Origin of the sequence: Billgrantia desiderata (genome assembly GCF_900108215.1) — a bacterium.
Taxonomy (GTDB): domain Bacteria; phylum Pseudomonadota; class Gammaproteobacteria; order Pseudomonadales; family Halomonadaceae; genus Halomonas; species Halomonas desiderata.
The window spans coordinates 43,197-67,362 of the sequence record NZ_FNVC01000008.1 but is presented as its reverse complement, the minus strand read 5'-3'; the positions used below and the strand labels follow the sequence as shown (position 1 = coordinate 67,362).

Annotated in this window: 21 protein-coding genes; 12 read left to right on the top strand and 9 right to left on the bottom strand. The window is 63.3% G+C overall.

What is annotated here, in order from left to right:
- Positions 1–35: 35 nt before the first annotated feature.
- Genes C4S71_RS09520 through C4S71_RS09510 form a run of 3 tightly spaced genes read left to right on the top strand, consistent with a single transcriptional unit; the run spans position 36 to position 3,176 of the window.
- Complete coding sequence (locus C4S71_RS09520) at positions 36–1,238, top strand: efflux RND transporter periplasmic adaptor subunit (RefSeq protein ID WP_200825268.1); 1,203 nt, start codon at positions 36–38, stop codon at positions 1,236–1,238.
- A 5-nt stretch (positions 1,239–1,243) separates the two neighbouring features.
- Positions 1,244–2,449: an ABC transporter permease gene (locus C4S71_RS09515; protein WP_103969043.1), complete on the top strand. Its 1,206-nt coding sequence runs from the start codon at positions 1,244–1,246 to the stop codon at positions 2,447–2,449.
- Positions 2,442–3,176, top strand: coding sequence for an ABC transporter ATP-binding protein (locus tag C4S71_RS09510; RefSeq protein WP_103968990.1), 735 nt, complete (start codon positions 2,442–2,444; stop codon positions 3,174–3,176). The genes C4S71_RS09515 and C4S71_RS09510 overlap by 8 nt, the downstream gene beginning before the upstream one ends.
- A 97-nt stretch (positions 3,177–3,273) precedes the next feature.
- On the opposite strand, the gene C4S71_RS09505 is transcribed toward C4S71_RS09510, so the two are convergent.
- Positions 3,274–4,284, bottom strand: a complete 1,011-nt coding sequence (locus tag C4S71_RS09505; RefSeq protein WP_103968989.1) for a S1C family serine protease — start codon at positions 4,282–4,284, stop codon at positions 3,274–3,276.
- Positions 4,285–4,558: 274 nt separating this feature from the next.
- Between C4S71_RS09505 and C4S71_RS09500 the strand changes: the two genes are divergently transcribed.
- On the top strand, positions 4,559–4,846 hold the full coding sequence (locus C4S71_RS09500) for a hypothetical protein (RefSeq protein ID WP_103968988.1): 288 nt from the start codon (positions 4,559–4,561) through the stop codon (positions 4,844–4,846).
- Positions 4,847–4,873: 27 nt separating this feature from the next.
- Here C4S71_RS09500 and C4S71_RS09495 read toward each other — a convergent pair whose 3' ends face one another.
- Positions 4,874–7,348, bottom strand: a complete 2,475-nt coding sequence (locus tag C4S71_RS09495; RefSeq protein WP_103968987.1) for a cation-translocating P-type ATPase — start codon at positions 7,346–7,348, stop codon at positions 4,874–4,876.
- Positions 7,349–7,722: 374 nt separating this feature from the next.
- Here C4S71_RS09495 and C4S71_RS09490 point away from each other — a divergent pair, with 374 nt between their 5' ends.
- Positions 7,723–8,109, top strand: a complete 387-nt coding sequence (locus C4S71_RS09490) for a GNAT family N-acetyltransferase (RefSeq protein ID WP_160113376.1) — start codon at positions 7,723–7,725, stop codon at positions 8,107–8,109.
- Between the two features lie 63 nt (positions 8,110–8,172).
- On the opposite strand, the gene C4S71_RS09485 is transcribed toward C4S71_RS09490, so the two are convergent.
- Entirely contained in the window at positions 8,173–9,228 is a 1,056-nt protein-coding gene (locus C4S71_RS09485) for a GGDEF domain-containing protein (RefSeq protein WP_103968985.1), read from the bottom strand.
- A gap of 299 nt (positions 9,229–9,527) precedes the next feature.
- Here C4S71_RS09485 and C4S71_RS09480 point away from each other — a divergent pair, with 299 nt between their 5' ends.
- Positions 9,528–10,298 (top strand): NERD domain-containing protein, encoded by a 771-nt coding sequence (locus C4S71_RS09480; RefSeq protein ID WP_103968984.1) that lies wholly within the window; start codon positions 9,528–9,530, stop codon positions 10,296–10,298.
- Between the two features lie 190 nt (positions 10,299–10,488).
- Here the strand turns inward: C4S71_RS09480 and C4S71_RS23005 are convergent, their stop codons facing one another.
- The gene (locus C4S71_RS23005; protein WP_340661472.1) at positions 10,489–10,668 is read right to left on the bottom strand and encodes a phage integrase N-terminal SAM-like domain-containing protein; all 180 of its coding nucleotides are present in this window, start codon (positions 10,666–10,668) and stop codon (positions 10,489–10,491) included.
- Between the two features lie 205 nt (positions 10,669–10,873).
- Here C4S71_RS23005 and C4S71_RS22300 point away from each other — a divergent pair, with 205 nt between their 5' ends.
- The 4 genes from C4S71_RS22300 to C4S71_RS09465 all read left to right on the top strand — a co-directional run bounded on the left by C4S71_RS22300 (position 10,874) and on the right by C4S71_RS09465 (position 13,672).
- Positions 10,874–11,605, top strand: coding sequence for a hypothetical protein (locus C4S71_RS22300; RefSeq protein ID WP_146064598.1), 732 nt, complete (start codon positions 10,874–10,876; stop codon positions 11,603–11,605).
- A 225-nt stretch (positions 11,606–11,830) separates the two neighbouring features.
- Positions 11,831–12,358, top strand: a complete 528-nt coding sequence (locus C4S71_RS22295) for a hypothetical protein (protein WP_146064597.1) — start codon at positions 11,831–11,833, stop codon at positions 12,356–12,358.
- An 89-nt stretch (positions 12,359–12,447) separates the two neighbouring features.
- The gene (locus C4S71_RS09470) at positions 12,448–13,041 is read left to right on the top strand and encodes a hypothetical protein (protein ID WP_146064596.1); all 594 of its coding nucleotides are present in this window, start codon (positions 12,448–12,450) and stop codon (positions 13,039–13,041) included.
- A gap of 145 nt (positions 13,042–13,186) precedes the next feature.
- Positions 13,187–13,672: a VOC family protein gene (locus tag C4S71_RS09465; protein ID WP_103968982.1), complete on the top strand. Its 486-nt coding sequence runs from the start codon at positions 13,187–13,189 to the stop codon at positions 13,670–13,672.
- 76 nt (positions 13,673–13,748) lie between these two features.
- Here C4S71_RS09465 and nirD read toward each other — a convergent pair whose 3' ends face one another.
- The 5 genes from nirD to C4S71_RS09440 form a co-directional block, all read right to left on the bottom strand.
- Positions 13,749–14,120, bottom strand: coding sequence for a nitrite reductase small subunit NirD (nirD, locus tag C4S71_RS09460; protein ID WP_103968981.1), 372 nt, complete (start codon positions 14,118–14,120; stop codon positions 13,749–13,751).
- A gap of 71 nt (positions 14,121–14,191) precedes the next feature.
- Positions 14,192–16,705, bottom strand: coding sequence for a nitrite reductase large subunit NirB (gene nirB / locus C4S71_RS09455; RefSeq protein WP_103968980.1), 2,514 nt, complete (start codon positions 16,703–16,705; stop codon positions 14,192–14,194).
- Positions 16,702–18,018, bottom strand: coding sequence for an NAD(P)/FAD-dependent oxidoreductase (locus tag C4S71_RS09450; RefSeq protein ID WP_103968979.1), 1,317 nt, complete (start codon positions 18,016–18,018; stop codon positions 16,702–16,704). Before C4S71_RS09450 ends, nirB begins: the two co-directional genes overlap by 4 nt.
- Before the next feature lie 285 nt (positions 18,019–18,303).
- The gene (locus tag C4S71_RS09445; protein ID WP_103968978.1) at positions 18,304–19,344 is read right to left on the bottom strand and encodes a CmpA/NrtA family ABC transporter substrate-binding protein; all 1,041 of its coding nucleotides are present in this window, start codon (positions 19,342–19,344) and stop codon (positions 18,304–18,306) included.
- The gene (locus C4S71_RS09440; protein WP_103968977.1) at positions 19,341–19,973 is read right to left on the bottom strand and encodes an ANTAR domain-containing response regulator; all 633 of its coding nucleotides are present in this window, start codon (positions 19,971–19,973) and stop codon (positions 19,341–19,343) included. The genes C4S71_RS09445 and C4S71_RS09440 overlap by 4 nt, the downstream gene beginning before the upstream one ends.
- A gap of 464 nt (positions 19,974–20,437) precedes the next feature.
- On the opposite strand from C4S71_RS09440, the gene C4S71_RS09435 reads away from it, so the two are divergent.
- Together C4S71_RS09435 and cobA are read left to right on the top strand one after the other, a co-directional pair.
- Positions 20,438–23,242 carry a nitrate reductase gene (locus C4S71_RS09435; RefSeq protein ID WP_103968976.1) on the top strand — a complete coding sequence of 935 codons (2,805 nt, stop codon included), beginning with the start codon at positions 20,438–20,440 and terminating at the stop codon, positions 23,240–23,242.
- Positions 23,202–24,143: a uroporphyrinogen-III C-methyltransferase gene (cobA, locus tag C4S71_RS09430; RefSeq protein ID WP_103968975.1), complete on the top strand. Its 942-nt coding sequence runs from the start codon at positions 23,202–23,204 to the stop codon at positions 24,141–24,143. Before C4S71_RS09435 ends, cobA begins: the two co-directional genes overlap by 41 nt.
- The last annotated feature ends 23 nt before the right edge of the window (positions 24,144–24,166 follow it).

Genomic DNA, 24,166 nt, shown 5'->3' with positions numbered 1-24,166 from the left:
TCGTGCGATGGATGGCGGCAGTACGTGAGATGCCCATGAGCCGATGGATCGTTCTCCTCGTTGTGGTTGTCGCCATGGTGGCCGCAGGGCTCGTCTACTGGCGGATACCTGTTGCTGCCACGGCGTATGAAGTGAAAGAGGGCGCGTTGACCCAGCAGGTGGTGGCCAGCGGCCGGGTGGTGGCTTCGTCGCGGGCACAGATCGGCAGCGAGATCGTGGGGCGGGTGACCGAGCGCCTGGTACGCGAAGGGCAGCAGGTCGAGCCCGGCGACGTCCTGGTGGTGCTCGATTCATCGGAACTTGCCGAGCGCGTGCAGGAGACTCGAGCGGCACTTCGCCAGTTGGAGAGCGCGCGGCGGCCCCAGGCCGAGGCCGGACTTGCCGACGCCAGGGTGCATTTCGAGCAGGCTCAGCGGGAACATGAGCGAGTACGCCGCCTGTTGGCAAGCAACATGGTCTCGCGCCAGGCGGTAGAGCAGGCCGAAGAGCGTGAGGCCGCGGCCCGGGCCGCCCTGGAGCGTTCGCGCCTCGACGTGGAAGCGTTGGCACCGGGCGGTGCGGAGGAGGCGCTGCTGCGAGCACGGCTGGCCGCCGCTGAGGCCGCCCTGGAGCGTGCCGTCATCCACTCCCCGGTCACCGGCACGGTACTGACCCGTAACGTGGAGCCAGGGGATGTGGTGCAACCCGGCAGGGTACTGTTGGAGATCGCTCGCACCGGGCAGCGCGAACTGCGGGTGCCGTTCGACGAGCGACACCTCGGCCAGCTCGCGGTGGGGCAGCGTGCCCGCTGCGTCACCGACGCCTATCCCGACCAACCGTTCGACGCCACGATCAGCCTGATTGCACCGATCGTCGACGCCGCCCGCGGCACCGTGGACGTAAGGCTGGTCATGGATGAGGAGCCCTGGTTTCTGCGTGAGGACATGACCGTCTCGGTCAATGTGGAAACGGCGCGCCTTGAACGGGCGCTGGTCGTGCCCAACGATGCCCTATTCGGGGTCGAGGGCGCCTCTGCCCGGGTGTACGGGGTCGAAGCAGGCCGTGTTTCACCTCGCAGCGTGACCCTGGGGCTGAGGGGGCTGCTCCACACCGAGATCACTGCAGGGTTGACGGCGGGAGAGATCGTGCTGGCCGATCCTGGCCTCAGCCCGGGGCAGCGCATCCGGCCCCGCATCACCGACCACCCGGAGCAGGGGGCGCCCGCCCCGTCCCGGGAGCCTTTTTCCTTCATTCGGTGACGATCATGTGGATCGAAGGGTTCATCGCCTGGAGCCTGCTGCGTGATGGACGCGCCCAGACTGCCCTGATGCTGGTCGGTATCATGGTGGGGGCGGCCGTGGTGGTTTTCATAAGTGCCCTCATCTCCGGTCTCCAAGCCAATATCATCGAGCGCACCCTGGGCACTCAGGCCCACATTCGCCTGCTGCCGCCCGAGGAGTTCAATCGCGTACTGCCGTTGCAGGACCCGGCGCCGATCGCCCTGGTGCTGGAGGACCGCAGACCGCAGCGCCTGCGCTCCATCGACAACTGGCAGGCGCTGGTGCCCGTGCTCGATCGCTGGCCGGGCGTGACCGCGGTATCGCCGACGATCAGCGGTCCGGCCCTGGCGGTGCGCGGCAGCGCCAATCGCTCGGTCTCGATCATCGGGGCCGACACGGAGCGGCTGCGGGCCATCCTGCCCATTGCCGACCATATGGTCGAAGGCGTGTTCCGGCTGCGTCCCGGAGAGATCCTGATCGGCCGGGAGCTGGCTGATGACCTGGGGCTTCAGAGCGGTGACCGGATGCGTCTCGACACTGCCGGGGAGCGCACCGTGGTCATGACCGTGGCGGGTGTCTTCGAGCTGGGGGTTCGCGAGATCGACAATCGACTCATGTATCTCGACCTGGACGAGGCTCGCAGCCTCCTTGACCTGCCCGGGGGAGTGACGGCGCTCGAACTCACCGTAGCGGAGGTGTTCGCTGCCGACCGGCTGGCGCTTCGCCTTGAGGCGCTAACCGGACAGCGCGTGGAGAGTTGGATGGAGACGAATGCGCAGCTACTCAATGCGCTGCGCTCCCAGACCCTCTCCACGACCATGATTCGTAGCTTCGTCAGCCTTTCGGTGGCATTCGGCATCGCCAGCGTGCTGGCGGTCAGCGTGGTGCAGCGCACCCGCGAGATCGGCATTTTGCGGGCAATGGGCCTTGACCGGGGGCGAATCCTGCGTGTGTTTCTGATCCAGGGGGCACTGCTGGGGCTGGCCGGTGGGGGATTGGGGGCACTGTTCGGCTCGCTGCTGGTGCTGGCCTTCGACGTGTTCGGCCCCCGCCTGTTCGTGATCGGTTTCAACCCGTGGCTCATTCCGGCGGCCATGGCGCTGGCTAGTATGGCGGGCCTCGCTGCTGCCGCATGGCCCGCCAGCCGGGCGGCCCGACTCGACCCCGCGGTGGCCATTCGCCATGTCTAGGAGCCATGAGATTGAGAGCCACGAGGTTCAGGGCAACGAAGTGCTGCGGCTGGCCGGCGTGTGCAAGGCCTATGACGTAGGCACCCCGGTGGAGAACGAAGTGCTGCATGCGATCGACCTACGCCTCGATCGCGGTACCTTTGCCAGCCTCACCGGACCCTCCGGCTCGGGCAAGAGTACGCTGCTCAACCTTATCGGCCTGCTCGACACACCAACATCAGGAGAGCTGTTCGTTCTCGAGCGGCCGACCCGTGCCATGGACGACCAGGAGCGCACCGACCTGCGCGGTGGCACGATCGGCCTGGTCTTCCAGTTCCATCACCTGATCCAGGCCTTCAGCGTGCTGGACAACGTGCTGATGCCGTTGATGATTCGGCAAGGTCGGCCAACCGCCGCGATGATCGACAGGGCCAGGGGATTGCTGGCCGCGGTAGGGCTGGCTGCCCTTGCGTCCCGACGGCCCAATGAACTCTCGGGCGGCCAGCAGCAACGCGTGGCGATTGCGCGGGCCCTGGTCAGCGAGCCGGTGCTGCTGCTGGCGGATGAACCCACCGGCAACCTCGATACCGTCAGTGCCGAAGAAGTGTTCGAGCTGTTTCGTCGCTTCAATGCCGAACACGATTGCGCGGTGCTGATCGTCACTCATGACCCGCGGATTTCGGCACGCTGCGACCGGGTCATCGAACTGGTGGATGGACATATCGTTCGCGACGAAGCGAAGCGATGAACAGCCGGGGATTCCACCGTCGCTCCCGGGTGAGACGGTTGTTTTAAGCACTTAGGCTGCATGATGCGAGAGCTTCAACTGCCCTACATGAGTCGTATCAGTTCGCTTCAACAGGCTCGATCATCACATTGAGTAGCTCAAGCCTGCGGATGAACATCAGCCTGACAGCTATTCCTGGCTTGTGCTCCGCCAACGACCGTTGCAGATCGTCGACGCTGAACAGGGGTTTTTCATCGATGGCGACGACGAGGTCGCCCTCTTTGAGGCCGGCCTTGCTAGCCGGGCCTTGCGGATCCACCATCATTATTTCGGCGGCTGTGTCTTGCTCCAAACGGTGCAAACGGGCTAAGCGCCGATCCAATTTTCGGTTACGGGCGTGGATACCCAAGTAACTGCGCTTTACCCGACCGTGCCTGATCAGGTGAGACACCACCCACTTGGCCGTGTTAGCAGGTATGGCGAAGCCGATCCCTTGGGCAGCGGCAATGATGGCGGTGTTGATGCCAATTACGCGCCCCCTCGAGTCCAGCAGCGGACCACCAGAGTTTCCGGGGTTCAGGGGGGCGGTATGCTGGATGACGTTTTCGATAAGTCGTCCATTCTGGCTCCGGAAGGTGCGTCCGAGGGCGCTAATGACACCGGTGGAAACTGTCGACTCGAAACCCAGCGGATTGCCCATGGCAATAACCAACTGCCCAACACGAAGTTGGCTGGAGTCTCCCAGCGTGGCGTAGGGCAGAGCGGTGGCCTCGGTCCGCAGAACAGCCAAATCGGTGTCGGGGTCTCGACCCACCACTGCAGCTGTGGTTTTTTGTCCGCTGGTGAAAATCGTCCTCAGTTGCTTGCTTTTGCCGACCACGTGGCTGTTGGTCAGCAGATAGCCATCCGGAGCAAGGATGAAGCCCGAGCCTGCGCCTTGTTGCTCGACACCGCCATGGCTCGGGTTACCACTAGTGAAGAGGCTGACCACAGCGGGACCCACCGCGTCCACCACGGCTATGACGGCTCGCGAGTAGGCGTCGAGCATCTCGACCTCGGGAGTCGTCTGCGGGCTCACTTCATGACAAGCGTGGCCCTTTTCTTCGCCTAGCTCCTCGTCGGGTAGCATGATTGACGCTGCCTCACTCCCAGTGCCTGTTCTGGTTCACGTATTTGGCTTGCCTCCTTCTCCTTGCGGACATACATATTGATGTAGCGCTTCTCGTCATCCTCGTCGAGTGCAGGACACGAATCTAAGTCGTCAGGTGAGCTTGGTTGTGCGATTCAGACTTGAATCGCCAGTTCCTGGGAGGCCGGATGATCGTGCATCATGGATTCGCAGCAGCCCCATTTCCGTCTTCCTGCATACGGACTCCGGCCTATCCACGGGATCGACAGGCGCCATGACCAGGCGACTGTTCACGAACGGTAGCGCCAGCCTGCGGCGTACCGTTATCGCTTTCCTGAAGCGGCACCAGCGTTCCTGGTATGTCGGGCTGGTGCTGTTGTTGAGCCCGATGCTCGTAGTTACCCATCTCGGCGAACTGGAAAGCTTTGCTCGCTTGGCACGCAATGCCGAGCCACGCTGGCTGTTCGTGCCCCTGCAAGGGAGTCTGCTGGCGTTCATGCTCATGCTGCTCGCCGCTTACCTGGTATGCACCGAGATGACCAAGAGGCGTTTCTTTCGTTGAAGCAAGCATTGCAGTAGTGCCGCGGTTTCAAGCGCGCGGCTCCCGCCGCCACAGGCCCAGGCGTACCAGCAGGGCGGCGAGCAGCCCGCCGCCCAATACCAGTAGCCAATCTTCCAGGTGCAGCGGTTGCAGATGCAGCAATGTGCCCAGCCCGGGCGTTTGAACGAGCAGGGCCGACAGGGCAGGGGAAACAACCACCATGAGCCATGCCGCGATGTTGCGCAGGCGGCTCAACGCTGCCGTGATACCGGCCCCGGCGAAGATCAGCGAGAGCAGCGCCACGGTCCTGGCATGGTCGACGGCGTAGTCGGCTCCGAGGCTATTCAAGTACGTGCTCGTGACCACCAGGGTCACTACTGCGCCCACTGCCAGGATGACCCACCACTCGCGCCGATCGAAGAAGCGCGGCTGAGTTCCTTTCGCTGGGGGTGGCCCCATGGCATGAGCCGACGGCAGGTTCTGAAACACCAGCAGCGCGGTGGGGTGAATGATCAGTTCCAGCCATACGATGTGGATCGGCAGGTAGAGCAGGGGATAGCCCAGCATCGGGATCAAAGCGGCGGTGATCACCAGCGGAATGTGCACCATCAGCAGGTACTGGAAGCTCAGCTGCAGATTGGTGAACAGGCGGCGCCCCTCGGCGATGGCCCCGACGATGCTGCCGAAGTCGTCGTCAAGCAGCACGATGGCCGACACCTCTCGGGCGCTGCGGGTACCTCGCTCCCCCATGGCGATGCCGATGTCGGCCGCCTGCAGGGCGGGTACGTCGTTGACCCCATCGCCGGTCACCGCAACGATTTCGCCACCGGCCTGTAGGGTGCGCACCAGGGCGAGCTTCTGTGCCGGCAGGGTTCGCGCGACGATGTCGATCTCGCTGGCGATGGGCTCGCCGCGCGCTATTTGTGCCGCGAGTTCGTCTCCCGTGATCAGCTGCGGTTGTTCACCGCCAAGCCCCAGCTCACGCGCGATGGCGATAGCCGTACCGGGATGGTCTCCGGTGACCATGATGACGCGGATGCCTGCCGCCCGGCAGGCCGCAATGGCCTCCGGAACCCCCTGGCGCACCGGGTCCTCGAAGGCCAGCAGTCCGGCGAAGCTCAGCCCCCGGTCAGGTTCGCCCCCTGTCCAGCTCTCTCTGGCGAGGGTGCGGTAGGCGCAGCCGATCACCTTGTGGCCGTCATTGCTGTAGGCTTCCACCGCTGCCAGCCAGTCGCGCCGTTCGGCCACCGGCAGCTCGCAGAGACCCAGCACCACTTCTGGCGCACCCTTGACCGCGACCAGCAGGCCATCTGGCTGCTCGCTCACCATGGTCGCCTTGCGCCGATCTTCGGTGAATGGAAAACGAGCCAGTATGTGCTGCTCCACCGGCGGCGGGCAGTTCGATAATACCGCCTCGTCCAGCGGGTCGCCGCTGTCGGCCTGGGAAGCGGCCGCCGCCAGCGTTCGTAAGCGTTGCTCGCTGATATTCGACATCGGGAGCAGGTGCGTCAGCCTCAGCCGTCCTTCGGTGAGAGTGCCAGTCTTGTCCGAGCAGACACAGCTCACGCGGCCGATGTTTTCCACCACCAGGCTGCGCCGCACCAGGGCGCGTCGCCGGGCGAGGCGATAGACGCCCACGCCGAGAAAGAAGGTGAGCACCACGGGAAACTCTTCGGGCAGAGCGGCGATGGCCAGGGTCAGCGCGCTGAGCAGGGCGTCCACGAGGCCGTGCCCCTGGTGATAGCGCAGCCACGCCAGCGCCAGGCAGAAGACGATTGCCGCAACGATCAGCACCTTGACCAGGTGTGCCACCGAGCGTTGCAACGGGGTCTGGGCGTGGGTGCCCGCTACCGCCGAGCGTACCACTTCGCCATAGAGGGTTTCGGCGCCGGTCAGGGCGACGCGCAGCCAGGCGTGCCCCGTCAGCTGACGGGTGCCGGCCAGACCCCAGTAAACATCTTCGACCGCAGTCTCACGGACGTTGGAAAACAATTCCCGCTCCACCACCTGCTTGTGTACCGGCCAGGCCTCGCCCGTGAGCGTGGACTCATCCACCTGCAGTTCTTCACCCGCGACGATCAGGCCATCGGCCGGAAAGAACTCGCCGGAGCGCACCAGCACGAGATCGCCTGGCACCAGCCCCTCGGCCGCCACGGTCTGCTGCGAACCATCGCGCAGCACCCTGGCGGTGGTCGCGAGCCGACCGCTGAGCCCCTCCACCGACGCCTGGGTACGCCGATGCAGGTAGGCGTCCATGCCGAACAGCGGCACCAGGGCCAGCAGCATGACCAGCGCCTCGGTGTAGCTGCCGATGAGCGTGAACAGCGCGCCGGTGGCCAGCAGGAACCACAGCATCGGATCACGCAGCGTATCCGCCAGGGTGGTGCGCCAGCCGCTTCGCACCCCCGGGATAATGGTATTGGGGCCGTAGCGAGCGCTCCGCGCCTGGGCTTCGGCCGTACTCAGCCCTTGCCGTGGATCGACAAGCCCGTCCAGCCGCTGCATGGGTATGCTGCGCCGCACTTCCTTTCTCCTTTCAGGAAGTCCCTCTCAAGCTATATCCGATCCTCACGCTGCCATCCATGTCTCCTTTGTGCGAACACTCAGTCAACCACCAGGGCAGATGATAGTCTTGCTCCAAAACGCAACGGCTTAGCAAGGAGAGAGGGTGGACATGATCACCGGCATCCACCTCCGGCCGCTCGATCACTGCAAGGGGAGGCAGTTCGCTCTGGGTTAGTAAGCGCTGACTGGAGAGGCAACAGCCGCCCGGTGTAAAGGGGCGCCAGCCACGGCAGACCGGTGACTGGTTCCGGTGCACCTTATCATGCTGTGGTGGAGGTATATGTGAATGGTTGAGCACGAGAATTGCAGAAATTTCAGTGTAGGATCCTATGATGAAATTTACAGGCAATATCATTCGGTACGATAAGAATCAAGAATCAGAATTGATCGCACTTCTGGAATCCGAGCCAGACTGGAACGCGTTTGTTCGCGGGGAAGCGTTAGGGGCATTCAAGGCTGCATTGTTGAGCAGCGAAACCTATATCTATAAAAGCCATGGCGAGGTGTGTGGGTATCTCCGTGCCTTGGTTGATGAGTTCGGTATTTACGTAAGCGAGCTTTACGTTGCGCCGCGTTACAGATGCAGGGGCTTCGGAAGAGAGCTTCTCGGAAAATTAAAAAAAGCGCATCCGAATCAAAGCGTTTATGTACTTTCGGATGAGGATGGATATTACGAAAAGCTCGGCTGCAGGCGCATTGGCTCGGTTTTTGAACTGTAGCTGGTAACCGGGTCCTCAGGGGCAGGAATTTCCACGACATGATCCAACATCCACCTCGCCCGGCTACTTGCTGAGAGCCGCTTCCTGCTCAACACCGGATTCCGCAATTGGGCCGCGAACGCAGTTGCGCCCACTCGCCTTGGCCTGGTACAGCCGTTTATCGGCGACTCGACTGAGCGTATCCAGGTCAAGCCCGTCGGGCCCGTATTCGGCGACGCCTATGCTGACGGTGAGCTTCAGGCTCTTGCCCTGATATTCGATATCCAGTTGCTCCAGGCTCTGCCGAAGCTCCTCGGCAACGTCGACGGCTCGCTTACTATCGGTGTTGTTCAGTAGTACCAGGAATTCCTCGCCGCCAAAGCGTGAGATCAGGTCGATCTCCCTCAGGCGCTGCTGCAGCATGCGAGCGAAGGCGACCAGCACTGCGTCGCCGGCCTCGTGCCCGTGCTCGTCGTTGATCCGCTTGAAGCGATCAAGGTCCAGCATCAGCAACGAGAGTGGGGTCCCATTGCGCCGCGCTTGTGCCTGCTCCCAGTGGAAGACATCGATGAGACGCGCGCGATTGGCCAGCCCGGTCAGCGGGTCGATCGTGGCCAGGCGCGTCAACCTCAGCTCGGACCGTTCACGAGTACGCTCGTAGAAGTGTGACATGCCAAGGGTGGTCAGCGCGGCGATGATGGCGTTGGACATCACCTCCACCCGAACGAGTTCGGGGTTGCCGCCAAAGCGGTACAAGAAGAGGGCGGCGCCAGCCCCCATAGAGCCCACCGAGAGCAGCAGGCCCAGCCTGGAACCGAGCAGAAGGTGCGTGACGAGCGGGATGACCAGCAGCCAGATGAAGGCGAACGGCGAGATCTCCGGTCGGCTCAGCAGCAGAATCGTTACCGACAGCAGTATCAGCAAAAAGAGCAGGCACCATGTCTGGACTCGCCGTGTGCGACGAACCACGACCAGCAGGCCGGCGGCGAGAGTCGCAAGGGCAACCTGGATACCGCCGACCAACATCATGCCGTCGGGAAAGTTGAGCGCCGCAAAGACGAGCGCGCTGGCGATGGTGACCAGCAGCATGGCCTGCAGCACCGACCGGCGATGTTCTTGATCTTCTTGATATGGGTGCATGCACGGAATCCTGCTCAGGTTTCATACGTAAAATCGGCAGTCAGCACATCCATGCAAGCCAGCGTGCCAAGGCGTGAAGGCCGCTCGCCAATTTTCCACATTGCGTGGCGTTTAGCCGTAGTTCCTTTCGCCAGCCTGGCGTAAGCCGTTTCTTACATCGTATAAGCTTTTGCCTACTTCGAAGCGACATAGGTCAATATTCAGGCCCGTTACGTAGAATTACACGATAGAAAGCGCTAGCGTGACCTAAGCAGCTGAAGCAAACGACACTAGCCGAATCGCTGAAACGAGATGTTGCTTTGGACTATTCGATCCTCTTTGAAGCCGCCAGACCGCTATGGTGGGTGCTGCCCCTCATCGTGCTCCTGGGCGTGCTCAAGTCCCGCTGGTTCAAGGGCATGTTCGGCGAAGCCTTCGTCAAGCTGATCGCCAAGGTGCGGCTGCCGGCCGAGGAGTACCGCGGCGTTCACAACGTCACGCTGCCCACGCCCGACGGCACCACCCAGATCGACCACGTGCTGGTCTCCCGCTACGGCATCTTCGTCATCGAGACCAAGCACATGGCGGGCTGGATCTTCGGCAGCGAACGGCAGGGGCAGTGGACCCAGAAGCTCTACCGCAAGAGCTTCAAGTTTCAGAACCCGCTGCGCCAGAACTACAAGCACGTGAAGGCGCTGGAAGCCCTGCTCGACGTGCCGCCAGACACCATTCACTCGCTGGTGGTCTTCTCCGGCAGCGCCGTGTTCAAGACCCGCATGCCCGACAACGTCACCATCGGCGGCGGCTATGTGCGCTACATCAAATCGTTCCGCGAGCCCGTGCTGGCGCAAGCCCAGGTAGAGCGAGTGCTGGAAAAGATCACCACCGGCCGCCTGGCAGCCACGCGACAAACGCACCGTCAGCACGTGAAACGGCTCCAGGCCCGCTTCGAATCCAGCTCCGACAGAACCTGCCTCAAGTGCGGCAGCGCCATGGTGCTGCGCACATCGAAACGAGGGGCAAACGCCGGTAACCGATTCTGGGGCTGCTCGGCCTATCCCAAGTGCCGAGAGGTGCAGGATGTGGCGTAGGGCGGAGTATCAGGCTCAAGATGCCAAGGCACGTGCCGATGATTTATTTGGCACGGCTAGTGTGAATAAGTGCTTCGAATTGGATTCCAACCTCGTCCGATAAAGGCACACCGCGGCCAGCAGCCGCCAGAAAGGGAGGCCGATGAACGGCATTCCCGGGCGGTAGCGTGCCTGAAAGACTCGATTTTACTCAGCCCAGAGGGCTGTGCATGCCATGGAAGCGAATGAAGTAGCAAATCCAGTAGCAGTAGGTTTTCTCGGTACGCGGGCTATAGCGTTTACCCGCATGGTAGCCTTCACCCGGTCCATCAGCTTCGGTGGCTTGTTGTGCGCATCCATACGGCGGCCCCTTCGTGGCATGTATATACATACAGAATTATTGGTTCCGGTAAAACGCGCAAGCGCGCGAATTCTGGATAGGTGGCCGAGCTATACTTAGGTCATAGAAAAATCAATGAGTTGGAAGAAATGAAGCGCGTCAGATAATATTGTTGAACGCGCAGGATGTTCATTGAATATCAGGACGCGCAGTCTAATCACTGTTAACTCTCTTAAGCTCGCTCAAGGAATTACCTGTGTCGTATGAGCAAACATCAGAGAATAATCCGTATAATATCACAAAACGCCAGCACTACCACATGCAGGCAATTCTCAAGAAGTTTGCCGTGAGCGATCAAATACAGATCACATCAAAGTCAGATAAGCAATCTCGCTTTACTGATTCAATGGATCAATGCTTTATGGGGCGTCGAGCTTGGTCAGAAGAGTGCGAAAAACATATTAGTCATCCCATTGAGAGGAGGTTTTTAGCTCAAGTGAGGCGAGTCGAAAACTCCGAGAGTATTTGTGACCATAAAGCGATCTCTGAGTATCACTTGCTTTGGTACTTGCGCTATCACTTCTCAAAGAATGAGGTTGAAGATTACGGCCTTTATAAGAACCTCCCATGTGGCAGCTTGGATCGAGAAACTGAGGAGTTAGTTGAGTCCTGGGGGAAAGTGCCAGTAAGAGCAGGAGGGAAAATTGCTGGTCGATTTAAGGCAACAATTAATATAAAGGAATTGCTGAGCAGTAATGAACATGTCTATAAAGGATATAAATGGCAGGTTGTAAGGGCTGGTGCGACAAACTTCATTTCTGCAGACTGCTATGGTGAAACATTGATTATGGCCGTAACGCCCAAGATATTTCTTATTGGTGGCAAAGAGCTTAAAGAGGCTGTTTGTCTAGCAGCGGAAGACGAAGTAAAAGAGCTAAATGAAATAACAATAGAATGTGCCAGAGAGTTTTATTTTGGAACTGTTTGAGAAAGAGTTAACAATCGCGTCAATTAGGACGCTCGCAAGCTCGCGCCTAATACGCGGGCGTTAATTTTTAGGAATCCAAATGTCTGACTTGGATACGAATACTCGCGATCGATTGGTGTCTGTTGCTCAAGGGGTTTCGGGGGCATGCCCTGTGGTCGGACTATAATTTCGGAAGCAATAGGGCAACTCATTCCAAATCAACGGTTGGATCGAGTCGTCAGCTTTTTGAAAACCCTAGAAGAGGAATTTGCTCAAGTTCAGTCTAGGCTGGATTGCATCGAGCGGAATTCTTCAACTCCCGAAGGGCTAGATATCTTAGAAGAAGGGATGCTCCAGGCTGCCCGATCTGTCTCAAAGGACCGTCAAAAGTGGCTGGCTGCAATTGTCGGAAGCTCTCTTTCGTCGGAATCCCTCAAGTATGAGGAGAGCAGAAAACTTCTGAACCTCTACCGTGAGCTGGCCGACCCAGAGCTGATCTGGCTAATCTATATTTCGGAGCCCCAAGCGTTAAACTCCTCGTACCACAAAAAATTAATGGATCAGTACCCGGATATTCTTCATCCGGCGTCTAGAAGCTATGGTAGGTCTCAAGAGGAAGCTGATCGTTCTGCCCTCCAAGATGGCTACAAGAATACACTTTTGCGTCTAGGGTTGGCGACTTTGAAGCAGAATGGCCAAACTCTAGAAATATCCCCTCTAGGCAGACTCTTGGTTCGCTATATTTCCGATGGAGGGGCTGACCCAGAAAGTTAACAATTCGCGTCACGCGGATGTCCTTGTCTCCGCTTCGCTACGACAAGGCCACCGGTGCGCTCCGCGTTAAGTTTACATCGGGATCGGTCATGGATGAAAAAAAACGAGCATCCTGGGAACGAACTCTTCACCCAGAAACCCTCAAAACCAACATCATCACAGCATCAATATTCTCGATGGCTTTCGAAATGCTGAAAAGCAGCATTGTAGAAAAGATCGAAGGTTTCTTTACGAACGGGTTTGATCAGGATGGACCGATTATCAGCCCAGAATACAAAGAAAAGGTCCTTTGCCTGAATAGAAGTCCAGTCTACGCGTCATTGAGGTGGCTGCAGGACATGGGCGCCATCGATGATGAGGACATGAGGAAGTTTGAACACGTTAAAAAGTGCCGCAACACGCTGACACACGAAATGCTTTCTTTAGCTTCCAGTGGGGTAGATTTCGACGTTGCGGAAGCATTCGACGAAATGGTCGCGCTGTTACGAAAGATCGAAATGTGGTGGTTCGAGCATTTTGAAATGGCAATAGATCCGGAATCCTATCCAGGCGATTTAGATCTCGATCAGGTGATTCCTGGGCCAGTCTGGAGTCTCCAAATGCTTATAGATGTTGCCTTGGGACCAAAGGAAGAGGCTGAAAAGTATTACGATCTGTTTGTGTCAGCCGCAGACAAAACTTAACCAGTGGGTGAAGCCGACCGGTACTACGTTGCGCTCCGTCCCGGCGGCTTACCCAAGGCGTTAATCACCCCCCTGTCGATTTCGACCAGCTCCGTTCGACGTTAGATTGCCACTCACAGCAATCACCCACAGAAGGGAGCTGATCATGAAGCACATGGCAAAGAACACGATCTGCCTTTGGTACGATGGCGGAGCTGAGGAAGCCGCGCGATTTTATGCCAAGACCTTCCCCGATTCCTCGCTCGACGCGGTGCACCGGGCCCCTGGGGATTTTCCCTCAGGAAAGGAAGGCAGCGTGTTGACGGTCGAGTTCACCGTGTTGGGCGTTGCGTGCCTCGGGCTGAACGGCGGGCCTGCCTTCAAGCATAGCGAAGCGTTCTCGTTTCAGGTGGCGACCGAAGACCAGGAGGAGACGGATCGTTACTGGAACGCCATCGTCGGCAATGGCGGCGAGGAGAGCCAGTGCGGGTGGTGCAAGGACAAGTGGGGCATCTCCTGGCAGATTACCCCGGTTGCACTGACGAAGGCGTTCACCAGTCCGGACCGTGCCGCTGCCAAGCGGGCGTTCGATGCCATGATGACGATGAGGAAAATCGACATCGCCAAGATAGAGGCCGCCTTTCGCGGTTGAGATGAGAACGGGCTTACCCAAAGCCGCCGACGCTTCCCCAGCGTCGGCGGCTTTTTGCTTTTCAGAGACTGAAAACTTAGGCCTCGATCCACACCTCATCGCCCTTGAAGCTCACCTTCCAGGTGCGCAGGGTGACGCTTTCGTCTTCCAGGCACTGGCCGTCTTCCAGGCGGAAGTGCTGCTTGTAGATCGGCGAGGCGACGACGGGCTGGCCCTTGAGGTCGCCGACGATGCCGCGGGCGATGACGTTGGCGTTGGAGAAGGGGTCGTGGTGGTCGATGGCGTAGAGTTCCTGCGCGTGGCCGGGCAAATAGAAGATGGCCACCTGGGCCGGGCCTTCCGGGGTTTCCACCCAGGCGGCGACGCCGGAGTAGGGCACCAGGTCGGCGCGGGTGCAGAGGGTTTGCCAGGTCTGGGTCATGGTCTTCGCCGCAGTTGCTGTGCTCATTTCGAATCCTTTTGATCTTTTATGCCAGTAGCGGTCAGGGAAGGGCGGCGCGCTGGGCGCCGCCACTCTCCTTAGGCTGGCCTAAGCTGGCCGCGCTCGGTGGTATAGATGATGTCCGGGTCCGGGCGCGCGTCGTTGACGAAGCTGCGGAAGCGCTTGAGCTTCTCCGGGTCGCTGATGGCGTTGGCCCATTCGCACTCGTAGGTGTCGACCACGGCCTGCATCTGCCGCTCCAGCTCTTCACCGATGCCGAGGCTGTCCTCGAGAATCACCTGCTTGAGGTAGTCCAGGCCGCCTTCCAGGTTCTCGCGCCACACCGAGGTGCGCTGCAGGCGATCGGCGGTGCGGATGTAGAACATCAGGAAGCGGTCGATGTAGCGGAACAGCTCCTCGTCGCTGAGGTCGGTGGCGAACAGCTCGGCGTGGCGGGGGCGCATGCCGCCGTTGCCGCACACGTACAGGTTCCAGCCGTTCTCGGTGGCGATCACGCCGACGTCCTTGCTCTGGGCCTCGGCGCACTCGCGGGTGCAACCGGAAACGGCGAACTTGAGCTTGTGCGGCGCGCGCAGGCCCTTGTAGCGGTCCTCCAGCCGGATTGCCATGCCCACGCTGTCCTGCACGCCGTAGCGGCACCAGGTGCTGCCCACGCAGGATTTCACGGTACGGGTCGATTTGCCGTAGGCGTGACCGGTCTCGAAGCCGGCTTCGATCAGCTCGCCCCAGATCGCCGGCAGGTCCTCCAGGCGGGCGCCGAACAGGTCGATGCGCTGGCCGCCGGTGATCTTGGTGTAGAGCTCGTACTTCTGCGCCACCTGGCCCAGCACCACCAGCTTGTCGGGGGTGATCTCCCCGCCGGCGATGCGCGGCACCACCGAGTAGGTGCCGTTCTTCTGCATGTTGGCCATGAAGGTGTCGTTGGTGTCCTGCAGCGGAATGTGGGCCGCGTCGGTGATCGGCTCGTTGAAGCAGGAGGCCAGGATCGAGGCCACCGCCGGCTTGCAGATATCGCAGCCGAGACCATGACCCACTTTGGAACCGTGCTTCTCCATCAGCTCGCTGAAGGTCTTGATGCCCTCCACCCGCACGATGTCGTAGAGCTCCTGGCGGGTGTAGTGAAAGTGTTCGCAGATCGACTTGTCGACCTCCACGCCGCGGCTTTCGAGTTCGTGATCCACCAGGGTCTTGAGCAGGGCGGCACAGCCGCCGCAGCCGGTGCTGGCCTTGGTGGCGCCTTTCACCGCGCCCAGGTCGACCGCGCCGCCATCGATTGAGGCACACACGTCCGCCTTGGTGACGTTGTGGCACGAGCAGATCATGGCGGTGTCCGGCAGGGCGTCCGGCCCCAGCGCAGGGGCGGCGCTGCTGCCGGCCGGCAGGATCAGCGAGGCCGGGTCCTCGGGCAGCTCGATGCGGTTGGCGTAGTACTGCAGCAGGGTGTCGTAGTAGCTGTTGTCGCCCACCAGCATGGCGCCGACCAGGCGCTTGCCGTCGCTGGAGACTACCAGCTTGCGGTACTGCTGCTTGAGCGGGTCGAGAAAACGGAACTGGCGTGCTCCGGGAGTACGGTCGCCGTGGGCGTCGCCGATGGAGCCCACGTCGACGCCCATCAGCTTGAGCTTGGTGCTCATGTCGGCGCCCTTGAAGGGCTCGTTGCCTTCTAGCAGCGTAGCGGCAGCGGCCTTGGCCATCTGGTAGCCGGGGGCAACCAGGCCGAAGATGCTGTTGTTCCACAGCGCCACTTCGCCGACGGCGAGGATGGCCGGGTCGCTGGTCAGGCAGTTGTCGTCGATCACCACGCCGCCGCGCTCGCCGATCTCCAGGCCGCAGTCGCGGGCCAGTTCGTCGCGTGGGCGAATGCCGGCGGAGAAGACGATCAGGTCGGTTTCCAGCACTTTCTCGTCCTGGAACACCATGCGGTGGCGGCTGCGTTCGCCGTCGACGATCTCCTGGGTCGCGCGGCCGGTGAGCACCTGCACGCCCAGTGATTCGATCTTCTCGCGCAGCAGCTCGCCGCCTTCGGTGTCCACCTGCATCGGCATCAGCCGCGGTGCGAATTCCACCACGGCGGTGTCGAGGTTGAGGCCGCGCAGGGCGTTGGCGGCTTCCAGGCCGAGCAGGCCGCCGCCCACCACCACGCCGGTGGCGGCGCTTTCGGCGGCTTCGCGGATGGCGTCGAGGTCTTCCAGGGTGCGGTAGACCAGGCAGCCCTCACGGTCGTTGCCGGGGATCGGCGGTACGAAGGGGTAGGAGCCGGTGGCCAGCACCAGGCGGTCGTAGGGGTAGCGATCCTGGTCGGTGACCACCTCGCTGGCATTGCGGTCGATGGCGAATACCGCTTCGCCCAGGCGCAGCTCGATGCCGTGCTCGGCGTAGTAGTCGGCGGTGGAGAGCGCGAGCGAGGCGGCGTCGCGGCCGCTGAAATACTCGGAGAGGTGCACGCGGTCGTAGGCCAGGTGACGCTCCTCGCCGAACACGGTGATGGCGTAGCGCTCGGTGGCGCCGCGCTCGACCAGCTGCTCGACCAGGTGGTGGCCGACCATGCCGTTGCCGATGACGATCAGTTGCGGTTTGACGGGCGTGTTCATGCGGCCTCCTTCGCGGGGCGTTGCGGTGATTCGTTCGATGCGTCGTCGAGCAGGGCCTGGGCGTCGGCGGCGCCGAGCAGCAGGGCGGCGCGACAGTCGCTGAGGTCGCGCCCGGCCAGGGCCTGCTCGAAGTACCAGGGGCCGGAGGCGGTGTCGCCGTAGAGCACGGCACCTTCCAGGCGGCCGTCACGCAGCAGCAGGCGGCGGTAGTCGCCCTGCTGGGGGTCGCGATAGCTGAGCACTTCGTGTTCGGGCTCGGGCTCGGTGGGGCCGAAGGCGTAGAGCGAGATGCCGCTTACCTTGAGCTTGGTGGCGGTCGGTTTCTCGACGTAGCCCTGGGCACTGTCGGCATCAGAGCGCTCGGCGTCAGAGCGGCACAGCTTGTCAGCCAGCACCTCGACCTGGCGCCAGATCGGTTCGACCAGACCGTAGAGGTTGCCGCGGTGCTCGCAGCACTCGCCCAGGGCGTAAATGGCCGGGTCGCTGGTGGTGAGCCACTCGTCGACGATTACGCCGCGGTTGACCTCGAGCTCGGCCACCCGGCCAAGCTCGGCCTGAGGCACGATGCCGATGGCCACCACTACGCAGTCCGCGGCCAGGCGGGTGCCGTCGGCGAGCAGGGCGGCGCATACCTGGCCTTCGGCATTGGCTTCCAGGCGCTCGAGCTGGGCGTCGGTGTGAATGTCGAGCCCGCGACCGCGCAGCTCGCTTTCCAGCAGCCGGGCGGCGGTGAGGTCGAGTTGGCGGTTCATCAAGCGGTCTTCACGCTGCAGCAGGCTCACCTGCATGCCGCGTTTGCGTAAGCCTTCTGCCGCTTCCAGGCCGAGCAGGCCGCCGCCGATCACCACGGCGTTGCGGCCGGCTTCCGCGGCGCGTGCCAGGGCGTCGGCATCGTGCAGGTCGCGGAACACATGCACACCGGGCAGCTCCAGCCCCGGCACCGGCGGGCGGGCCGGGGTGGAGCCGGTAGCCAGCACCAGGCGGTCGTAGTCGAGTTGGCGGCCGGCGTCGGTGGTCAGCCGCCGTGCGGCACGGTCGATGCTTTCCACCCGTTCGCCCAGCACCAGCTCGATGCCCTGCTCGGCGTACCACTCGGCGCTGCGCAGGGTCAGGGCGCTGCGCTCCATTTCACCGGCCAGCAGCGGTGAGAGCAGGATGCGGTTGTAGGCCGGTGCGGTTTCGGCGCCGATCACGGTGATCGCAGGCCGCTCGGGCCGGGCGAGCAGCGCTTCGACCAGGCGGTGGCCGGCCATGCCGTTGCCGACGATGACCAGACGGTCGGTTGCCGTTGTCTCGGGATGTCGCTGTGGCATGCGAACACCTCCTTTCGCTGCGCTTGTCGTGGTGGTGGCCCAGTGGCTGGGCACAAACGCAACGACGCCTCGGCGCGGCCCCTGGACGATGCGATGATCGAACCGGGTGCGCAGAGACGTCGTTGTCGCTTGCTGTGTGTGGCGACCTTCTTTGATCGCCGTTTGCCCATCAGTTTCAAGAAGCCGGCCAGGATGTGCCTGGCGGATGATTTTCTCTTCTATTTCATTGGGCTGGGGTAGCTGAGCAGGGCCGGTACGGACATTGGTCCATACCGGCCGTGCACATCAATGGTGCGTTGCGGCATCGAAATGCACAGGGCTGTAGCACGCGGCCAACTGACCGGGCGAGAAGCGCCCGCCCTGGGCTTCCAGCTGTCGGGCAATGGGCTCGGCGAAGTGCAGTGCATCCTGCGGGGTGGGGCGCAGCATGCCGGTACCGTAGAGGCGCTGCCGAATGGGCGCTGCGTTGAGTTCGAGCGACTCCAGGTGCCGTACCGAATGGTCCAGGTAGGGCGGCAGGGCGAGCCATGCCAGCGCCTGGCGGCGGTTTTCCGGTGAGGCGGCCAGCCATTCGCTGGCCGCTACCAAAGCACGCAACAGGGCCGCCAGGGTGGCCGGGTAGTGCTCGGCCCAGGAGCGGGTCACGCCAAGCACTTTTTCCGGGTGGTCGGGCCATAGCTGGTCGCCGGTGGCCACCAGCCGTCCGGCGCCGCAGTGCCGGGCCAGGGTGCCCCATGGCTCGCCGGCGCAGAAGCCGTCGATCTCTCCGCTGCGCAACGCCTCCACCATGCGCGGCGGCGGCAGGGCCACCAGCTCCACGTGGCGCTCGGGATCGATGTCGCCGAGGGTCAGCCATTCGCGTAGCTGATAGTGCTGGCAGGAGTAGGGATAGACCATGGCCAGGCGGGGGCGCTTGCCGTTGCCAGGGCCGCGCAGCCAGTTGCCAAGTGCCAGCGCGCTGACGACCGGGGCGTCGCCTAGCGTCGCGCCGCTGGCCTCGCTCAGGGCCGTGGAAAGCGTCACGGTGTTGCCGTTACGGCTGAGTAGCAGCGGGGCCAGGGTGTCGCAGGGGGCCCGGCCCAGCCCCAGGCTCATGGCCAGCGGCATGGGCGCGAGCATCTGGGCGCCGTCGAGCAGGCCGGCGGAGACCTTGTCGCGCAGGGTGGCCCAGGCGTTCTCCCGCGAGAGGGAGACGTCGAGCCCCTGGTCGGCGAAGCAGCCGCGTTCGCGCGCGACGATCAGCAGAGCGGCATCGAGCAGCGGCACGAAGCCGAGGGTGAGGCGTGCCAGTTCCGGCGAGGTGGCGTGATGGTGCGGGTGGCTCATGAGCGGGGACCCCGTTTGTCGGCGGTTCGCCCCTGGGGCGATGTCAGGTTCAGGCGCTCGAGAACGTCGATGACGCTGTCGGCGACCTCGGCGATGCGCTGGCCGCGGTCCATGGCCAGCTTGCGCAGCATGCGGTAGGCCTGCTCCTCGTCGCAGGATTGATGCTTCATCAACAGGCCCTTGGCACGCTCGATGCGCTTGCGTTCGGCCAGTTGGTTGCGTGCCTTGTCGAGCTCCTGGCGCATGCTGTGGAAGGCGTCGAAGCGGGCAATGGCCACCTCGACGATGGCTTTGACCCGCTCGGGCACCAGGCCGTCGACCACGTAGGCGCTGACCCCGGCCTGGAGCGCGGCCTGCAGCATGTCGGAGTCGTGCTGGTCGGCGAAGAACACCACCGGTCGCGGGTTCTCGCGGTTGAGCAGGGCCATGCTCTCCAGGGTGTCGCGGTCGGGGCTCTCCATGTCGATGATCACCACGTCGGGCTGGTGACGAGCGACCATCTCGTTGAGGCTGGCGGGGCTCATCAGCCGGCAGATGACCCGGTGCCCCTCGGCCATCAGCGCTTCCTCGACCATGGCGGCGCGTACTACCTCGTCGTCGACCAGCAGGATGTTCAGGGGTGGGGGCATAGGCGTCGCTCGTGTCTGGCTATCGTATTCGGCTCGGGTTTGACCAAGGCGCTATGGCTAACGCCAAGCAATAAACATTCCAGTTGCGCTTTTTCGCGCCCATGATCGCGCTCGGCGTCACTCTGCTGGCGGAAGGAAGGCCGCACGGCGGCACCGGCATGGGCCGCTCGGCACCAGCCTGGTGCATGGCCGGGCCGGGGCGCCGGGTCATGGTGCGAAGCAGCATGAAACAAGTCCCTGGGCGTTAAGGCAAAGTGTGACATCTGCCTGAAAGGGGATGGTTATTCTCGCCATGGCACGCTTTCTGCTTGATACACATCAGTAAATATCGACATGGGCGCACCGTCAGCGCCCGAGCGGCAACGACGCCCGCCAAACCTTCCCTCAGCAAGATCCCGGGGAAGAGTTGGCGGGCGTCGTCGTTTCGAGATCGTCGTTTCAAGAGTGCTCCAGAGGAGATCGACATGCGCGAGGCCCGAACCACCTGCCCCTACTGCGGCGTTGGCTGTGGCGTGGTGGCCAGCGTCGAGAAGAACGAGATCGTCGACGTGCAGGGCGACCCGCAGCACCCCGCCAACTTCGGTCGTTTGTGCGTGAAGGGCTCGGCCCTGCACGAGACGCTGGGTCATGGCGGTCGTCTGACCCGGCCCATCGTCGACGGTGTGGAGAGCGATTGGGATACCGCGCTGGATGCGGTGGCCAGCCGCCTGCGGAAGGTGCGTGACGCTCACGGCCCCGAGGCACTTGCTGCCTACCTTTCCGGGCAGCTGCTCACCGAGGACTATTACGTCGCCAACAAGCTGTTCAAGGGCTTTCTCGGTACGCCGCACCTGGATACCAATTCGCGCCTGTGCATGGCCTCGGCGGTGGCGGCCCACAAGCGCGCCTTCGGCGCCGACGCGGTGCCGTGCTGCTACGAAGATCTCGAAGAGGCCGAGCTGGTGGTGCTGGTAGGCTCCAACCTGGCCTGGAACCATCCGGTGCTCTATCAGCGTCTCAAGGTGGCCAAGCAGCGCAATCCGCTGCTGCGGGTGGTGGTGATCGACCCGCGGGTGACCGATACCTGCGAGCTCGCCGACCTCTACCTGGGGCTCAAGCCGGGCAGCGACGCCCGCCTGTTCACCGGGCTGCTGGCATGGATGGCTGCGCGCAACAAGCTCGACCGGGTGTATCTGGAGGCGCATACCCAGGGCTTCGAGGAGGCGCTTGCCGCGGCGCGGGAGCAGGAGGCCGGTGTGGAAGCCATCGCCGCCGACTGCGACCTGGATGCGGAACGTCTGGAGACCTTCTTCTACTGGTTCGCCAGCCACCTGCATGTGGTCACCCTGTTCTCCCAGGGGGTGAACCAGTCGAGCAGCGGTACCGACAAGGGCAACGCCATCATCAACTGCCACCTGGCCGGCGGCAAGATCGGCCTGCCGGGGGCGGGGCCGTTCTCGATCACCGGCCAGCCCAACGCCATGGGTGGGCGCGAGGTGGGCGGGCTGGCCAACCAACTGGCCGCCCACATGGATTACGACACCCCCGGCGCGCGGGACCGTGTGACGCGTTTCTGGACCACCGCGGGGCTGGTGCCGTGCCTGCCCGAAGGGCCCGGCCACAAGGCGGTGGCGCTGTTCGAAGCGATCGAGCGTGGCGAGGTGCAGGCGCTGTGGATCATGGCCACCAACCCGGCGGTGAGCCTGCCGCGCACCGACCGCGTGCGTGCGGCGCTGGCGAAATGCCCGCTGGTGATCGTCTCCGACTGCATGGCCAATGTCGATCTGCTGGCCTATGCCGACATCGTGCTGCCGGCTTCGAGCTGGTCGGAGAAGGACGGCACGGTGACCAATTCCGAGCGACGCATCTCGCGCCAGCGCGGCATTCTGCCACCGCCGGGCGAGGCCCGGCACGACTGGTGGGCGCTGTGCGAGGTGGCCAAGCGGCTGGGCTTCGGCGAGGCTTTCGGCTACACCCACCCCAGCGAGATCTTCGACGAGCATGCCCGGCTCTCGGGCTTCGAGAACGGCGAGGGCCCGGATGAGCGGCGCCGGCTGTTCGACATTTCCGGCCTGGCCGGGCTCGACCGCGCGGCCTACGATGCCCTCGAGCCGATCCAGTGGCCGGTCAACGCTGCCGCTCCCCACGGCACCGCGCGGCTCTTCACCGATGGCCGCTTCGCCACGCCTGACGGGCTGGCACGGATGGTAGCGGTGCGTTCGCGTCCGCCGACCCAGGCGCTGGACGCAGAGCGCCCGCTGCGGCTCAACACCGGGCGCATTCGCGACCAGTGGCACACCATGACCCGCACCGCCCGCTCGCCGCGGCTGATGAACCACCGCGCCGAGCCGTTCATCGAAGTCGCCCCGGAAGATGCCGCTGCGCTGGGGGTGGAAGAGCAGGGCCTGGCCTGCCTGCAAGGCGTTGGCGGCCGCTATGTCGGCCGGGTGCGGGTGTCGCGCGGACAGCGCCGCGGCGAGGTGTTCGTGCCGATGCACTGGAACGGCTACTTCAGCGGCTCGGCCCTCTCCGGGGCGCTGATCGAGGCCCATGTCGATCCCGTTTCCGGCCAGCCGGAATCCAAGCACGGAGCGGTGGCGCTGGCGCCGCTGGCGGTGGAGTGGGAAGCCACCTTGCTGGTGGCGGACGACCTGGGCGTGGCGGAATCGCGCTGGTGCGACCGCAGCCGGTACTGGGCGCGGATTCCGCTGGGCGCCGCCCAGCGCTGGCAATTGGCCGGCGGTGAGCCAGCTAGCGCCAACGGCAGGATTGAAAGCGCTCGCGGCGAGATGGCCCACGGTGAGATGGAAAGCGCCTCGCCGGAGTGGCTGAGCTGGCTCGAGGCGACCCTGCCGGTGCCGCCCACCCTGTGGTGTACCGACCCGGCCAGCGGGCGCCTGCGTGCCGCGGGGGTCGATGAGGCGGGGCGCCTGCGCTGGTGGTTCATGTCGGGGCCGCCCCGGGAACTGCCCAACCTGGCCTGGCTCGCCGAGCGCTTCGGCGAGGCGGCCAGTGGCGAGAGCATGGCCGCCGAGCACCGCCGCCGCCTGCTGGCCGGCTGCGACGATGGCGCCGCCAATCAGGGACCGGTGGTATGTAGCTGCCATCAGGTGGGTCAACGCGCTATCCTAGGAGCCATCCGTGAAGGCGACGACAGCGTCGAGGCGCTGGGCGCCCGGCTAGCCTGTGGCACCCAGTGCGGAAGCTGCATTCCGGAGCTGAAATCGCTGATCGAAGAGGAGAAGGCCCATGCGCTCGCTGAGCCAATTGAAGACCCTGCTGTCGCCTGAGGCCTGGCTCAAGGCGCTGCTGCCGAAAACGCTGGGTCAGGCTGCACTATCGCGCTTGCATGGCCTCGGCCATATCGTGCGCTCGCCGTTCGGCGGGTCGCGCACCACGCCGGCACCCACCGTGACCTTGGACGGCGATTGCCGCGCCGGCTGTGTCTACCTGGTGGGGGCGGGCAGCGGCGACGTCGAGCTGCTCACGCTGAAGGCCGCGCGTCTGTTGCAGCAGGCCGATGCGGTGGTCTACGACCGCCTGGTGGGTGGCGACGTGCTGGCGTTGATTCCCACCGGCCGTGAGCGCTACTACGTGGGCAAGGAGCGCGGCCACCACAGCGTGCCCCAGGCCGAGATCGGTGCGCTGCTGGTGAAGCTGGCACAGGAGGGTAAATCCGTGGTGCGGCTCAAAGGCGGCGACCCCGGCGTGTTCGGGCGCATGGGGGAGGAACTGGCCGCACTGGCCGAGGCCGGTATTCAGGCCGAGATCGTGCCGGGCATCACTGCCGCCTCGGCGGCGGCGGCCGGCATGGGCATTCCGCTCACCGACCGCGCCCACGCCCAGCAGCTGCGCTTCATCACCGCCCAGTTGTGCCGCAAGGACGGCGAGCCCGATTGGGCCACCCTGGCGCGCCAGGACGAGACGCTGATCTTCTACATGGGGCTGACCAAGGTCGATGCCATCTGCAATGGGCTGCGCCATGCCGGGCTGCCCGACGACTGGCCGATCATGCTGGTGGCCAACGCCAGCCTGCCCGAGCAAGCCTCGCTGGTGGGTACCCTGGTCGACATGCCGGGCAAGCTTGCCGAGTCGCCGCTGCCTTCACCCTGCCTGATCGTGGTGGGCAGCGTGGTGCGGATGGTGGCAACCAGCCCGGCGGGAGCCTCTATCGAGCAAGGTATGCGCTGAGCTTCTTGCCAAGCCCGCAAGAC